At 61.0% G+C, this 14,201-nt stretch carries 13 protein-coding genes and 2 tRNA genes; 6 read left to right on the forward strand and 9 right to left on the reverse strand.

Annotated elements, in window-relative coordinates; all coding sequences use genetic code 11:
- Positions 1-15: 15 nt before the first annotated feature.
- Together EJ075_RS29335 and tuf are read right to left on the reverse strand one after the other, a co-directional pair.
- On the reverse strand, positions 16-1,548 hold the full coding sequence (locus tag EJ075_RS29335) for a hypothetical protein (protein ID WP_245458041.1): 1,533 nt from the start codon (positions 1,546-1,548) through the stop codon (positions 16-18).
- Positions 1,549-1,847: 299 nt separating this feature from the next.
- A complete protein-coding gene (gene tuf, locus EJ075_RS29340; protein WP_126106702.1) occupies positions 1,848-3,023 on the reverse strand; it encodes an elongation factor Tu in 1,176 nt (391 codons plus the stop codon).
- Between the two features lie 358 nt (positions 3,024-3,381).
- Between tuf and EJ075_RS29345 the strand changes: the two genes are divergently transcribed.
- The 3 genes from EJ075_RS29345 to EJ075_RS29355 all read left to right on the forward strand — a co-directional run bounded on the left by EJ075_RS29345 (position 3,382) and on the right by EJ075_RS29355 (position 5,961).
- The gene (locus tag EJ075_RS29345) at positions 3,382-4,503 is read left to right on the forward strand and encodes a glycosyltransferase family 87 protein (protein WP_164547216.1); all 1,122 of its coding nucleotides are present in this window, start codon (positions 3,382-3,384) and stop codon (positions 4,501-4,503) included.
- A 68-nt stretch (positions 4,504-4,571) separates the two neighbouring features.
- The gene (locus EJ075_RS29350; protein WP_126106710.1) at positions 4,572-5,459 is read left to right on the forward strand and encodes a DMT family transporter; all 888 of its coding nucleotides are present in this window, start codon (positions 4,572-4,574) and stop codon (positions 5,457-5,459) included.
- Between the two features lie 67 nt (positions 5,460-5,526).
- Complete coding sequence (locus EJ075_RS29355) at positions 5,527-5,961, forward strand: GFA family protein (protein WP_126107503.1); 435 nt, start codon at positions 5,527-5,529, stop codon at positions 5,959-5,961.
- Here EJ075_RS29355 and EJ075_RS29360 read toward each other — a convergent pair.
- Positions 5,958-6,773 (reverse strand): sulfotransferase family 2 domain-containing protein, encoded by an 816-nt coding sequence (locus EJ075_RS29360; RefSeq protein ID WP_126106711.1) that lies wholly within the window; start codon positions 6,771-6,773, stop codon positions 5,958-5,960. The two genes, EJ075_RS29355 and EJ075_RS29360, sit on opposite strands and share 4 nt — an antisense overlap.
- A 240-nt stretch (positions 6,774-7,013) precedes the next feature.
- Here EJ075_RS29360 and EJ075_RS29365 point away from each other — a divergent pair, with 240 nt between their 5' ends.
- Positions 7,014-7,685 carry an N-acetylmuramoyl-L-alanine amidase gene (locus EJ075_RS29365; RefSeq protein WP_245458042.1) on the forward strand — a complete coding sequence of 224 codons (672 nt, stop codon included), beginning with the start codon at positions 7,014-7,016 and terminating at the stop codon, positions 7,683-7,685.
- A 158-nt stretch (positions 7,686-7,843) separates the two neighbouring features.
- Here EJ075_RS29365 and EJ075_RS29370 read toward each other — a convergent pair whose 3' ends face one another.
- The gene (locus EJ075_RS29370) at positions 7,844-8,101 is read right to left on the reverse strand and encodes a GlsB/YeaQ/YmgE family stress response membrane protein (RefSeq protein ID WP_095489451.1); all 258 of its coding nucleotides are present in this window, start codon (positions 8,099-8,101) and stop codon (positions 7,844-7,846) included.
- A 158-nt stretch (positions 8,102-8,259) separates the two neighbouring features.
- Between EJ075_RS29370 and EJ075_RS29375 the strand changes: the two genes are divergently transcribed.
- Positions 8,260-8,727, forward strand: a complete 468-nt coding sequence (locus EJ075_RS29375; protein WP_126107505.1) for a YidB family protein — start codon at positions 8,260-8,262, stop codon at positions 8,725-8,727.
- Positions 8,728-8,872: 145 nt separating this feature from the next.
- Here EJ075_RS29375 and EJ075_RS29380 read toward each other — a convergent pair.
- Positions 8,873-8,946, reverse strand: a tRNA-Gly gene (locus tag EJ075_RS29380).
- A gap of 83 nt (positions 8,947-9,029) precedes the next feature.
- Positions 9,030-9,114: transfer RNA gene (locus tag EJ075_RS29385), tRNA-Tyr, on the reverse strand.
- Between the two features lie 200 nt (positions 9,115-9,314).
- Here EJ075_RS29385 and EJ075_RS29390 point away from each other — a divergent pair.
- Positions 9,315-10,166, forward strand: coding sequence for an RNA methyltransferase (locus EJ075_RS29390; RefSeq protein WP_126106712.1), 852 nt, complete (start codon positions 9,315-9,317; stop codon positions 10,164-10,166).
- Between the two features lie 79 nt (positions 10,167-10,245).
- Here the strand turns inward: EJ075_RS29390 and EJ075_RS29395 are convergent, their stop codons facing one another.
- The 3 genes from EJ075_RS29395 to gcl form a co-directional block, all read right to left on the reverse strand.
- On the reverse strand, positions 10,246-11,133 hold the full coding sequence (locus EJ075_RS29395) for a 2-hydroxy-3-oxopropionate reductase (protein ID WP_126106713.1): 888 nt from the start codon (positions 11,131-11,133) through the stop codon (positions 10,246-10,248).
- 239 nt (positions 11,134-11,372) lie between these two features.
- Positions 11,373-12,170, reverse strand: a complete 798-nt coding sequence (gene hyi, locus EJ075_RS29400; protein ID WP_126106714.1) for a hydroxypyruvate isomerase — start codon at positions 12,168-12,170, stop codon at positions 11,373-11,375.
- Between the two features lie 110 nt (positions 12,171-12,280).
- Complete coding sequence (gene gcl, locus EJ075_RS29405; RefSeq protein WP_126106715.1) at positions 12,281-14,062, reverse strand: glyoxylate carboligase; 1,782 nt, start codon at positions 14,060-14,062, stop codon at positions 12,281-12,283.
- Positions 14,063-14,201: the final 139 nt, after the last annotated feature.

Genomic DNA, 14,201 nt, shown 5'->3' on the forward strand with positions numbered 1-14,201 from the left:
TGCGGTGCCTGCACCTTACAACTTGACCGGCGCGTCAGCCTGAACCTCGGACGTCGGAACCACGCGACAATTCTCCGGCATTGGCTCCGATTTGCAGATGGTCGGACCGGTAAATTCGTCAACCGATTCAAGCCCGGTCGTCAGCCCGACTTTCAACATCATGTCGGGTTCGAGCTGCCGATCGCGCGAAGCCGGCACCGACCGGATCGCCACCAGCAGACCGGGTCCGACCGCCATGTCCTTGAGATAGGTTTTGACCTGCTGCTCCAACCCCGTGGAATCCACGGTCAATTGCGCGCGAGGGCCGACAAGGCGCCTGACACCACCGGCAAGCATGATCGGACAGGCCGCGCCACACTCCCCGCTCGCATCGATTGTGAGCCCGATATAGACGCCATCTTCGGCGGTGCAATCCGCTTTGTCCGGCTCGCATCCAATGAAGTCGGTCCGCGCAACCGCCACGTCGAGCTTGCGTTCTCGGATCAGCCTTCCGGCGGCCAGAGCGCCAAGCACGTCACCTCCCGGCGAGTTGACCACCACGGGCAGTCGCCGATTGCCGATCGTATCCAGCAGTTGGCGCAGCCGTTCCGGCGTCTGAGCGCTAATCGTGCCTTCCGCGGAGATCCATTCGGGACAATTGGGATCGCAGAGAAAACTTCTGCCTCGAACCAGAACGAAGCGCATATCGCCAACATCGGCCTGCTGCACGGTTTTGGGTTCGACCGACGCGGCGGGAGCGGGCTTGGCGTATGCCACCACATCGCCGGCCGGCGCCGGTATTTCCCTGCAGTTCGCGGCCACCGGATCGGTATTGCACAGGGTTGCCGCGGTCAGCAGGTCGACGGCATCCAGGCTGGTGACGAGCTTCGTCTGCAGCATGTCGTAGGGGGCCAGTTGCTGGATGGTGCTGGCCGGTGTGTTCTTCATCGTCTCAAGAACGCCTTGGCCGACGCCCATTTCCTTCAGATAGGACGCCAGTCTTTTCTCCACCGACTTGCTCATCTCGTAGGTCTTGTAGCTGCCGGCGTTTTTGCGGCCGACGATCTTCTTGCTGAGGACCTTCTTCTTGCCTCTCACCACGCGATAGGTGGTCCGGTACTGCAATTTCGTCTGGATGTAAGTCGTGGTGATCTGATGGACGCCGAGATAGGCCCATTGCCCGACCACGCGCCTGATGCCGCCGGCAAACATCAGCGGGCAAGCGGAATTGCAGATGGCGCCGCTGGCATAGGCATTGCCGAAATAGCGAGCGCCCTTGGCATCGTTCTCGTTGCAGTCCTTGGCTTCGGGCTGGCAACCGGTGAACCGGGTTTTGCCGACCGCGATATCGAGTTTGTTCTTGCGGAGAAGCCGGCCAAGCGCCAGCGCCGCTTCGACGTTGCCGCCGGGAGAGTCCACGACAACAGGCAGTTTTCGGCGGCCGAGTGCTTTGAGCGTGCGTTTGAACAGGGCCGGTGTGCCGGCTTCTATCGAGCCTTCAGCCGATATCCATTCCGGGCAGGTCGGCTCGCAACCAGGCGCGCTGCTGCGGACGACGACAAACCGCATCGTCGGACCAAGATCCGGCGCAGATTTTTTTGTATTCGCCGCGAAGGCAGCGTGTCCCATGACAAGGAACGACGCCAGGCAGATCACCCCCAGCGTCCACCATGTCTGGCCATTCAAACGGTGCCATGGAACCATTTGGGCAAGCCCCCGCGATGCAACCTATACTAGTTAAGGTTTGAAGGCTTGCAACAGGTTTTGGGACGACTGCGCAGGCGCATGTCGGCGGTGCCCCAAAAAGCGAAAGGGCAGCCCGAGGACTGCCCTTTCGCACTCGATCTGACCGGCAACGCCGGCGTCGATTACTCTTTGATGGTGACGACGATGCCGGCACCGACGGTGCGGCCGCCTTCACGGATGGCGAAGCGCAGCTTCTCTTCCATGGCGATCGGCACGATCAGCTCGACATCGACCGTGATGTTGTCGCCCGGCATCACCATCTCGGTGCCTTCCGGCAGCGACACGATGCCGGTCACGTCGGTCGTGCGGAAATAAAACTGCGGACGGTAGTTGGTGAAGAACGGCGTGTGACGGCCACCTTCGTCCTTGGTCAGGATGTAGGCTTCGGCCACGAACTTCTTGTGCGGCTTGACCGTGCCCGGCTTGGCCAGAACCTGGCCGCGCTCGACACCTTCACGGTCGACACCGCGCAGCAGCGCGCCGATGTTGTCGCCGGCCTGGCCCTGGTCGAGCAGCTTGCGGAACATCTCGACGCCGGTGCAGGTCGTCTTGGTCGTCGGACGGATGCCGATGATCTCCAGCTCCTCGCCGACCTTGACCACGCCGCGCTCGACGCGACCGGTCACAACCGTGCCGCGGCCCGAGATCGAGAACACGTCCTCGATCGGCATCAGGAACGGCTTGTCCAGCGGACGAACCGGCGTCGGGATGTAGTCGTCGACCGCAGCCATCAATTCGCGGATCGCGTCCTCGCCGATCTTCTTGTCGGAATCTTCCAGAGCCGCAAGCGCCGAGCCCTTGACGATCGGAATGTCGTCGCCGGGGAACTCGTTCTTGGTCAACAGCTCACGCACCTCGAGCTCGACCAGCTCGAGCAGCTCGGCGTCGTCGACTTGGTCGACCTTGTTCAAAAACACCACGATCGACGGCACGCCGACCTGACGGGCCAGCAGGATGTGCTCGCGGGTCTGCGGCATCGGGCCGTCGGCGGCCGACACAACCAGGATCGCGCCGTCCATCTGCGCAGCGCCGGTGATCATGTTCTTCACATAGTCGGCGTGGCCGGGGCAGTCGACATGGGCGTAGTGGCGGGCAGCCGTCTCGTATTCGACATGCGCCGTCGAGATGGTGATGCCGCGCGCCTTCTCTTCAGGCGCCGCATCAATCTGGTCGTAGCGCTTGTATTCGCCAAAATACTTGGTGATCGCCGCCGTCAACGACGTCTTGCCATGATCGACGTGGCCAATCGTGCCAATGTTCACATGAGGCTTTGTACGCTCGAATTTACCTTTTGCCATAGTCTCTTTCCTTGGACGGCCTGGACCTTCAGTTCAGTCGAATGCGGGGCGATTAGCGACTACGGCCGAAAAACACAAGTGCCTTGTGGCCGAACGCATTTTCACTCGATCCCGAACCCATGATCCGATTTCAGGGATGTGACGCCGATATGGGAATGAGGCGACGCAAATGTAAGACGGACACCACCGCGGCCAGTCGCGACACAAACTCTTAATGAAAACGGGGGCAAGATAACGCCCGGGCACCTTGCGGCGCGGGCAAACGGGCACCATGCGGATAGCCGACTTCACGGCAGGAAAAAACCTGCAACGTCTTATCTATCTCGCCGTCTGCGGCTTGATATTTGCCTATCTCTGCGTGCTTGTCATCGCGGTATTGATTGGCGATTGGCTGTTCGACGCGAACGGACAGCCAATCGCCACCGATTTCCTGGCATTTTGGGGCGCTGGCAAGTTTGTTCTGCAAGGCCACGCAGCCGATGCCTATAACTTGGAAATACACAAGAGCATCTCGTCCGCTGAAAGCGGCGCCGTTTTCAATGGCTATTATTCCTGGCAATATCCTCCAACTTTCCTGCTGGTGACCGCAGCATTGGCGCTGGTGTCTTATCCCGCCGCGTTGGTTTCGTGGATGGCATTCGGGATAACTTTCTATGCCTTTGCCATACGGCTGATCGGGGAGACACGCCTTGCGGTTCTGGCAGCCATGGCCTGGCCTCCCGTGCTTTGGAACACAGCGGTCGGGCAAAACGGCTTCGTCACCGCCGCCCTGCTTGGCGCAGCTATCGCATCGATTGAAAAACGCCCGGCGCTCGCCGGCCTCTTCTTCGGCCTGCTTACCTACAAGCCGCAGTTCGGTCTGATCATACCCGTTGCCCTCATCGCTGGAGGCTATTGGCGGGTCATCGGATGGACCACCATTTCCGCCACCGCAATGGCCGTGCTTTCCATCGCCGTTTTCGGCACGCAGATCTGGTCCGACTTCTTTGACACCGCCGCCAAGATAAACGGGATGATCCTCGTCGACGGCAAGGCCGATTTTTCAAAGCTCCAAAGCCTCTACGGCTTTGTCCGCGCGCTTGGCGGAAGCCTGACGGCCGCATGGGTCGCGCAGGGTTTTCTCATCGCAGCCCTGAGCGCCGGCATCATCTGGATATGGCTTCAAAAAGGAGCTTTCCATGTCAAGGCAGCAGCTCTCGCGACGGCGACGATCCTCGGCTCGCCGTACGCGTTCATCTACGATTTCGTAGCCCTCGCCGTTCCGCTGGTGTTTCTGGGGAAAACAGGCTTTTCGGCGAAAGAGAGCGCCGTCGTGATCGCTGCAGGCATTCTGGTCGGCTGCGGTCCCTCGCAATACGCTCCCACCGCGTTCTTCTCGGCGCTGCTCGTGCTCAGCCTGGTGATCGGCCGTGCATTGCAGGTCTATGCCGTCCCGATACGTCCGGCGGTTTCGCGGGCCGGAATGGCCCGCGCGAACTGAAGCAAATCCTGCTCCCTTGCACGTTGGCGCCCATTGCCGCCATTGACCAGGTCTGATTTCCTGATCCAATGCATTTCATTCCGATCGCCATCCGCGGCCCGCTGTTCATGATCCTCTCGACCGGCTCCTATGTCGTCAACGACACGATGATGAAGCTGGCAACGGTGGGGCTGCCACCCTATGAGGTGCTGTTTCTGCGCGGGACGGCGGCGACGCTGTGGGGCATCCCGTTGCTGTTTGCGCTGGGCTACGCCAAGCAGATCCCGCTGATCCTCGAAAGAAGAGTGTTGCGGAGAAACCTGTTCGAGCTGGCGGCAATCCTTTGCTACGTGGTGGCGCTCGCCAACATGCAGATCGCCGATTCGACCGCCTTGGGGCAGATCACTCCTCTGCTTATGCTGATTGGCTCCTCTGTCCTGTTCCGCGAACGGATCGGAGGGTTGCGCATGGCGCTGATCGGGCTCGGCTTCATCGGAGCGGTGATGGTGGCGCAGCCGACCATGCAGGGTATCTCGGTCTACGCTTTGCTGGCGCTCGGCAATGCGGCATTCGCCGCCGCGCGCGATCTCGCCGGGCGGCGGGTCGCCGCCGATGTGCCTGGAATGATCGTGGCTATTTCCGCGGTGGTGGTGGTGCTGGTCGGCTCAGGCGTCGCGCATTTGGTGTCGGAGCGTTGGGTGATGCCCGAGACGCATCATCTGCTGCTGATGGCCGGTGCCGGATTGTTCCTGATCTTCGGCCACTTCTTCATCTTCATGGCCTATCGCGTCGGGCCAACCGGCGTGGTGGCGCCGTTCTACTACTGCTTCACGGTTTGGGCGGTCATTTCGGGTCTGGTGGTGTTCCAGCAATTCCCGAACGCGCTGGCGATCAGCGGCATTCTTCTGGTGGTGGCCAGCGGGCTGACCATCGTGTCGCTCGACGAGCGCCGGCGCCGGCTGACCGTGGTCGCCTAATTCAAGCAGTGGTCACCGCTAAAATGGAGAAGAGACTGTGACAAGCCAGGAGAATGCCGGCAACCGCATGCTTGCCGGGAAGTGCCTGTGCGGCGCCGTGCAATACGCGGTGGCCGACGAGTTCATCTACGCTGCGAATTGCCACTGCTCGAACTGCCGGCGCACCACCGGTTCCGCCTTCAAGCCGTTTGCCGGCATCGAGCGTGAGAGGCTGAGCCTGACCAAAGGCGAGGACAATCTCCTGATCTTCGGCGAGGAGACCGTCCATGACACCCATTGCAAGACCTGCGGCTCATTGCTCTATTCGGTCGTCCGCGACGGCGCTTTCGTGCACGTCGCCATGGGAACCCTCGTCGACGAGCCGGCTATCCGCCCGACGCATCACATCTTTGTCGGCTCCAAGGCGAAGTGGTTCGCAATCACCGACGACCTGCCCCAATTCGAAGAGCATGTGGTGAACGCCGAAGGTGCTGACGGACAGCCGGCACAGACCGGCAGCTAGAGAATTATCCTCGGCTCGATAAGCGAGCGCTTGGACATGAAGTGAAAGAGATTGCGCGGTGTTCGGGGATAGATGATCCGGCCATCGCGCAAGGCTCCCGGATCGCCGAAAACATGCAGCGTCGAGGGATCATCGGCATCGCCTTCAGGAATGCCTCCCCATTTTTGCGGATCGTAGTAGTCGACGAGAAACCCATAGTCGTAGCGGCAAAACCGCATCGCCTTGGCCAACGCCGCCGGCGACAGGTCCGAAGGGCTGATTTTCCTGCCGCCGACCTGCAGCCGTGGCAGGTCGAATACCCGTCCGCTTACAGAGGATAGAAACGCCTCCACTCTGTCCATCTGCTCGAATTTGAAGACATGTTCGAAGAGGAACAGGCTGCAGCCGGTAAAATAGCGCGGCGACGCCACGTGGAACTGGATCTCCCAGGAGCAGGCGCAGTATTTCTCGATGTTGAAAATGAACGTATCGAAGTCCGGATCGACCGGAATGCCGAGCCTTTCAAGCTTCTCCTTATCCACGTCCGGTCTGGTCAGAACCCCAGTGTCGGAGATCCGGCTGGAATAGGCGGAGAGAAGCCGCTCCAGGGGATCGCGGATGATCGTGAACCGGCCCTTGTGTCCGTCATATGTGGGAAAGAAAGGGTCGACGTAGTTTGTCGCCAAATGGCCGTGAACGTCATTGTCGGGGTCGAACCCGGAGAGCGAGCCTTCCTTTCCGTCGAGCGCCATAAGCGCATATTTGACGCTGCTGCTGCCACTCTTCGGAATGGGATAATAGGTGATCGCGAGTTCTTTTATTTCAATCGCCATTGCCGACTGCGCCCGACATCGCCCATCCCGCCCAAATCCGTGCCGGAAATTCCCTATCAGAGTTGCCCGCTTGCCTCTAGCCAGGGACAAGCGGGCCGCAGCCCGGTATCCTGCCCCAGGCGACAAGTGCAAAAGCGCCGAACGTTAGAAACGCTCAACCAAATTATCGTTTCGTTTTCGCATTCTCTGTCAAAGAAACTATAGTGATCGCGTTTGCCAGATTTGTTGCGGGGATTTTCCGTGGCATTGCCGCCGGACTGGATGCCCAACGTTCCGATGAAGCGGGTCATTTGCCATTGGACGGCAGGCTCGCATTCGGCAGGCGAGACCGACAAGGACGCCTATCATATCCTGGTCGAGGGGAATGGCGGCCTCGTCAGGGGCCGGCCTTCCATCACGCTCAATTCCGGCAGGGTGAAATCGGGATACGCAGCTCACACCCTCAACTGCAACAGCGGCTCGATCGGGGTTTCCCTGTGCTGCATGGCCGGGGCGGAGGAAAGACCATTCAATGCCGGCCAATACCCGATGACGAGGACGCAGTGGGATGCGCTGATCGTTGTCGTCGCCGCGCTTTGCAAATACTATCGCATCAAGGTCACGCCCAAAACGGTTCTTTCGCACGCCGAGGTCGAGCGCAATCTCGGCATCGAGCAACGCGGAAAATGGGATGTTAGCCGCCTGCCCTTTGACCCGACGGTCGTCGGCGCGAGGGCTTGCGGCGACCGGCTGCGCCAGCAGGTCATGGCAGCGATGGGGTCGATGCCCGACCTGCCCGTCAGAAGCGGCCGTGACGCGGCTCTCGAGACTGCCTTCAGGCGTCTGCTCGATGAATTGTGGCCAATCCTGGCCAGAGGGCTCGAAGCTGGCTTCAACACGCTGGTCCGAGAAATCCTCAAAAGGATCAGGTAGGACGTTTCAGCGCCCGCGCCGCACCGTCGCACGGGTAATTGGACGAGAAGTCGCGGCTTCCCAGAGCGGAAAGCCGCGATATCGGATGGACCGAAAGCGGCCGGCCAGAACACGTCAGGCGGCCCGCCGAGGCCGCCTTGCCTGTCGGCCTTTAATCTCTAAAGAGCCCGGTTCCCGGTGAACTGGTGATAGGCCCACAGAACGACCACCGATCCCAGCACGGCGACGATCAGGCTGTAGATGTTGAGGCCGGTAACGCCTGACGCGCCAAAGGCGCTGAAGATCAGGCCGCCGACAACAGCGCCGACGATCCCGAGTATGATATCAAGAACAAGGCCCTGCCCGCTCTTGTTGACGATCTTGCTGCCTATAAAGCCGGCTATGACGCCAAGGATGATCCAGCTTAATATTGACATTTTCCTCTCCATTCCCCGCAGCCGATTACTTCCACATTATTAAGCAAAGCTCAAGCCAACTTGAAATTCATGATTACGGAAAGCTCAACCAGCTTGAAATTCGACCCGAATGGGTCATTGTGGAGATGGGACGGGCAACATTGACATGGAGATCCACAATGGGACTGTTTGACAATGCCGTTCCCGGCGGTAACGTCGCCAAGCCGCTGATGATCGCGCTCGGTGCGCTGCTGGTTGGAAAAATGCTGAGCGGTGGAAGTTCCGCCCAGACCGATCCGGCCCAAAGCCCCGCCCCCGTGCCGCCTGATACAACCGCATCCGCCGACGGTGGCTTGCTCGGCGGACTGGGCGGCCTGCTCGATAAGCTGAAAGACGCCGGCCACGGCAATGCCGCCGATTCGTGGGTCGGCACCGGGCAGAACCAGCCCATCCAGGCCAACGATCTGGGCAATGCGTTGGGCCCGCAGGTCATTCGCGAGATCGCGCAAAGGACAGGGCTGAACGAGCAGGACTTGCTCAAGCAATTGTCCGCGGCTTTGCCGGGTCTCGTCGACCAAATGACGCCGAACGGACAGGTGCCGCAACAGAATCAGCTCGCGTCGATATTCAGCAAATTCAGCAGCTAGGTCGCCGCGCCCCTTGGACGCGCTACGAAGCTCCAACACCTTGAATTTCAATTGCGGACGGTCCCGACCGCAAAGCGTTTCAACCTTGCGCTGACCTTTGGTTCTGGATCATGCGCGAACCCCGACGGAGCAGCGAATGGAAATCTGGAGCGGGTAGCGGGAATCGAACCCGCATATTCAGCTTGGAAGGCTGCTGCTCTACCACTGAGCTATACCCGCGCCTTTCAGTTAGGCATCGGCCGAAAACCGCTATGCACTTTTCGATCCGATGCTTCCGCGTTTCAGGGCTTCCGGGCCGGCAGTGGTGGAGAGGGTTGGATTTGAACCAACGTAGGCATAGCCAACGGATTTACAGTCCGTCCCCTTTAACCACTCGGGCACCTCTCCAGTCTGCCGCCGGAGCCATGCAACGAGGCATCGACGCGTCGCAACCGCCGTAGCAGCCCTTCGCGAAGCGCCTTATGGCGGCAGCGCCCAAAACTGTCAACCGCAACATCCCGGCAAAACGCGCTGAATTTGATGCCTCGCCCGACAAGCAGGTTCGGCGGCTGTATCCATACGCAAACGACACGGCTATAGAACCGGCCATGAGCAACGACAACAAGCCCAAGACCCCAAAAGACACCCACTACGCCAAGCTGCGCCGTGCGCATCGAGACGAGAAGAGCGGCGGCGCGCCGGCGTTCAGGCCGCGCCAGCCGGTGCCGCCGGGTGAGACCGCCGCGGACGACCTGGTGAGGCTCTACGGCCTGCATACGGTGCGGGCAGCACTCGACAATCCGCGCCGGCGGATCAGGAAGATGCTGGTGACGCGCAATGCCGCCGAGCGGCTGGCGATCGCCGACCTCGCCGCCCTGCCCTTCAAGGCAGAGCTGGTCGAACCGAAGGATATCGACAAGGTCACCGGCTCCGATGCCGTCCATCAAGGTGTGCTGATCGAAGCCGAGCCGCTGAAGCCCAAGCGCCTCGATGCGCTCGGCGATACGACGCTGGTGCTGGTGCTCGACCAGGTCACCGACCCGCACAATGTCGGTGCGATCTTGCGCTCGGCAGTCGCCTTCGGCGCCGGCGCGCTGATCACCACGGCGCGCCACAGCCCGCATGAATCCGGCGTGCTGGCGAAATCGGCCTCCGGCGCACTGGAGCATATCGACCAGATCGAAGTGAAGAACCTCGCCGACGCGCTCGGCCAGTTGCACGAGGCCGGCTTCCAGACCATCGGCCTCGATTCGGACGGGCCGGCGGAACTCGAAAAGAGTTTTTCGGGAGAAAAGATCGCATTGGTGCTGGGCGCCGAAGGCAAGGGCCTGCGCCAGAAGACGCGCGAGACGGTGACGACGCTCGCCCGGCTCGACATGCCCGGCGCCATCCGCTCGCTCAACGTGTCGAATGCTGCGGCGGTGAGCCTTTATGCGGCGAGGAAGTTTTTAGGGCAGTAAGGGAATAGGGCAATAAGGCAGTATGTTTCGCTCAGAGTGGATCCACCCTACTGCCCTACTGCCCTACTGCCCTACTGCCCTACTGCCCTAACCCATGCCCCGCCATCCGCTCCAGCGCCTTGACCAGCGCCGAATGATCCTCCTTGGCGCCACCATTGGCCGCACAGGAGTTGAACAATTGCTGCGTGGTGGAGGTATTGGGCAGCGCCACGCCGAGCGCCTTGGCGCCTTCCAGAGCGAGATTAAGATCCTTCTGGTGCAGTTCGATGCGAAAGCCCGGGGCGAAGCTGCGCTTGATCATGCGCTCACCATGCACTTCGAGGATGCGCGAGGCGGCCAGTCCGCCCATTAGCGCCTGCCGGACCTTGGCCGGGTCGGCACCGGCTTTTAAAGCGAAAACAAGGGCTTCGGCGACCGCTTCAATGGTCAGCGCAACGACGATCTGGTTGGCGACCTTGGTGATCTGGCCAACGCCGTTCGGCCCGACCAGCGTGATGTTCTTGCCCATTTTCTCGAACACCGGCCTGGCGCGCTCGAAGGCCTTTTCCTCGCCGCCGACCATGATGGTCAGCGATGCGGCCTTGGCGCCGACCTCGCCGCCTGACACCGGAGCGTCGAGATAGTCGCAGCCGAGACCGTTGATCTTCTTGGCAAAAACCTTGGTCTCGATCGGCGAGATCGAGCTCATGTCGATAACCAGTCTGCCCCCGGTCAGGCCCGAGGCGACGCCGTTGTCGCCGAACAGCACATCGGCCACCTCAGGCGTGTCCGGCACCATGGTGATGATGATGTCGGCCGTCTTCGCCACGGCGTTGTGGCCGGAGACGGTCTTCAGACCCTTGGCGACGAGATCGGCCGGCGGTTTCGAGCGGTGGTCGCTGGCGACGACCGCGTAGCCCGCGTCGAGCAGATGCCCCGCCATCGGCGCGCCCATGATGCCGAGGCCTATGAAACCGATGGTTTCCATTCATTTTCTCCGTCGTGTTTCCTTGTTGAGGCCGCGTTCCTTCGCGCCCCCCTCTGGCCTGCCGGCCATCTCCCCCACAAGGAGGGAGATTGGATGTCACCGCCGCCTTCGCCAATCTCCAAGGTTGCAGGAGTGAGCGAGGCGCCGAAGCTGCCAATCTCCCCACCCGTGGGGGAGATGGCCGGCAGGCCAGAGGGGGGCGCGAAGGAATGCGACCTCAATCGCTACCTCCCCGGTCGCTAAGCCGCCGCACTTCCCTGCCCGGCCAAGTTCCGGAACCATCCGAGTCCGGCTTCCGTCCCCGCCTTCGGCTTGTACTCCGCGCCGATCCAGCCGGAATAACCAATGCGGTCGATGTGGTTGTACAGAAAGGGAAAATTGATCTCGCCCGTCCCCGGCTCATGACGGCCGGGATTGTCCGCAAGCTGGATATGCGCGATGCGGCCGAGGTTTGCCTCGATGGTGCGGGCGAGATCCCCCTCCATGATCTGCATGTGATAGATGTCGTATTGCAGGAACAGGTTCTTCGAGCCGACGCGGTCGATGAGCGCCAACGCCTGATCCGAATAATTCAGGAAGAAGCCTGGAATATCGAGCGTGTTGATCGGCTCGATCAACAGCCTGATGCCGGCCTGCTCCAGCTTCTCCGCCGCGAAAGCCAGGTTTTCGACGAAGACATCTTCCAGCATCGAACGCTCGACGCCTTGCGGCGCAATGCCGGCGAGGCAGTTGACCTGTTCGCAACCCAGCGCATGCGCGTAGGTGATCGCCTTGGCGACGCCTTGCCGGAACTCGGGAACGCGATCCGGCAACACGGCGATGCCGCGCTCGCCCTTGGCCCAATCGCCGGCCGGCAGGTTGAACAGCACCTGGGTCAGGCCGTTCTTCCTGAGCCTCGCGGCAACCACCTCCGGCGCATGGTCATAAGGACCGATATATTCGACGCCTTTGAAGCCGGCGCGGGCGGCGGCATCGAAGCGGTCGAGGAAATCGTGCTCGCCAAAGAGCATCGAGAGATTGGCTGAAAAACGCGGCATTCTTTTTTCTCCGGTTCCAGACCATGATCCCGAAAAGTGAAAACCGGTTTTCGGAAAGATCATGGTCAAACAAGAAGATAGAGCCCCATCCCAGCGGGATGGATCAGGCTCTAATCGAGCATCACGATCGCGGTCGGCGCGTCTTTGTGATGTTCGGCAAGCTCCTCGAACTCGGTGATCTTGTCGATTTCGGTGCCCATCGAAATGTTGGTGACGCGCTCGAGGATGAATTCGAGCACGACGGGAACCTGGTGCTCCTTCATCAGGCGCTGCGCCTGCTCGAAGGCGCCGGCGAATTCCTCAGGCCTGCGCACCCGGACCGCCTTGCAGCCCATGGCCTCGGCGACAGCGACATGATCGACGCCGTAGCCAGCCTCGGGATCGTCTTTGCGGTTGACGTTCTCGAAGGCGAGGCTGACCTCGAAATCCATCGAAAAGCCGCGCTGCGCCTGGCGGATCAGGCCGAGATAGGCATTGTTCACGACGACATGGATGTAAGGCAATTTGTGCTGCGCGCCGACCGCCAGTTCCTCGATCATGAACTGGAAATCATAGTCGCCGGACAGCGCCACGATGTTGCGCTGCGGATCGGCGGCGCGGACGCCAAGCGCTGCCGGCAGCGTCCAGCCAAGCGGGCCGGCCTGGCCGCAATTGATCCAGTTGCGCGGCTTGTAGACATGCAGGAACTGCGCGCCGGCGATCTGCGAAAGCCCGATCGTGGTGACATAGGTGGTATCGCGGCCGAATGCCTTGTTCATCTCCTCATAGACGCGCTGCGGCTTCAGCGGCACCTGGTCGAAATGCGTCTTGCGCTTCATCGTCTTCTTGCGACCCTGGCATTCCCTGACCCAGCCCGACCAGTCGCGCAGTTTCCCCGCTGTCTTCCACTCGGTGGCGACGTCGAGCAGCATTTTGAGCGCCGCGCCCGCATCCGACACGACACCGAGATCCGGCGCGAAGACGCGGCCTATCTGAGTGGGCTCGATGTCGACATGGATGAATTTTTTGCCTCTGGTGTAGACGTCGACAGAGCCGGTGTGGCGGTTGGCCCAGCGGTTGCCGATGCCGAAGACGAAGTCGGCCTCGAGCATCGTCGCGTTGCCGTATCGATGCGACGTCTGCAGCCCGCACATGCCGGCCATCAGCCGGTGGTCGTCGGGGATCGCGCCCCAGCCCATCAGCGTCGGGATAACAGGCACGCCGGTAACTTCGGCGAATTCGATCAGCAGGTCCGAGGCATCGGCATTGATGATGCCGCCGCCGGCGACGATCAGCGGTCTTTCGGCCGCGTTTAGCATCGCCAACGCCTTCTCCGCCTGGCTGCGCGACATCGCCGGCTTGAACGGCACCAGCGGCTCATAGGCATCGATGTCGAACTCGATCTCGGCCAGTTGCACATCGACCGGCAGATCAACGAGAACCGGCCCCGGCCGCGACGAGCGCATCAGGTGGAACGCCTTCTGCAGCGCCATCGGCACGAGATAAGGTTCCATGACGGTGACCGCCCATTTGGCGACGGGCGCAGCGATGGCGGCGATGTCGACGGCCTGAAAATCCTCCTTGTTGAGACGCGCCCGCGGCGCCTGGCCGGTGATGCACAGGATGGGACTCGAATCGGCCGCCGCAGAATAGAGCCCGGTGATCATGTCGGTGCCGGCCGGACCCGAAGTGCCGACGCACAGGCCGATATTGCCTGATTTGGCGCGGGTAAAGCCTTCGGCCATGTGCGACGCCGCCTCGACATGGCGCGCGAGGATGTGGCGGATCGTGCCCCTCGCCTTCAGCGCCGAATAGAACGGGTTTATCGCAGCACCCGGTACGCCGAAGGCGCAGGAAATACCTTCCTTTTCCAAAACGAGAACCGCTGCGTCGACCGCGCGCATCCTGGCCATTTCAGCCTCCACGGAATTTGTTGATGGCTGAGAATGCCAGTGGGCCGACTATTTTTCAATTTTTTCAGAATATTTTTTCATTTCTAGAAAACAGCTACTATACTCTGATTTAATTCTGTTTTCCGTTTTCCATGGATTC

The organism is Mesorhizobium sp. M6A.T.Cr.TU.016.01.1.1, assembly GCF_003952585.1.
Taxonomy (GTDB): domain Bacteria; phylum Pseudomonadota; class Alphaproteobacteria; order Rhizobiales; family Rhizobiaceae; genus Mesorhizobium; species Mesorhizobium mediterraneum.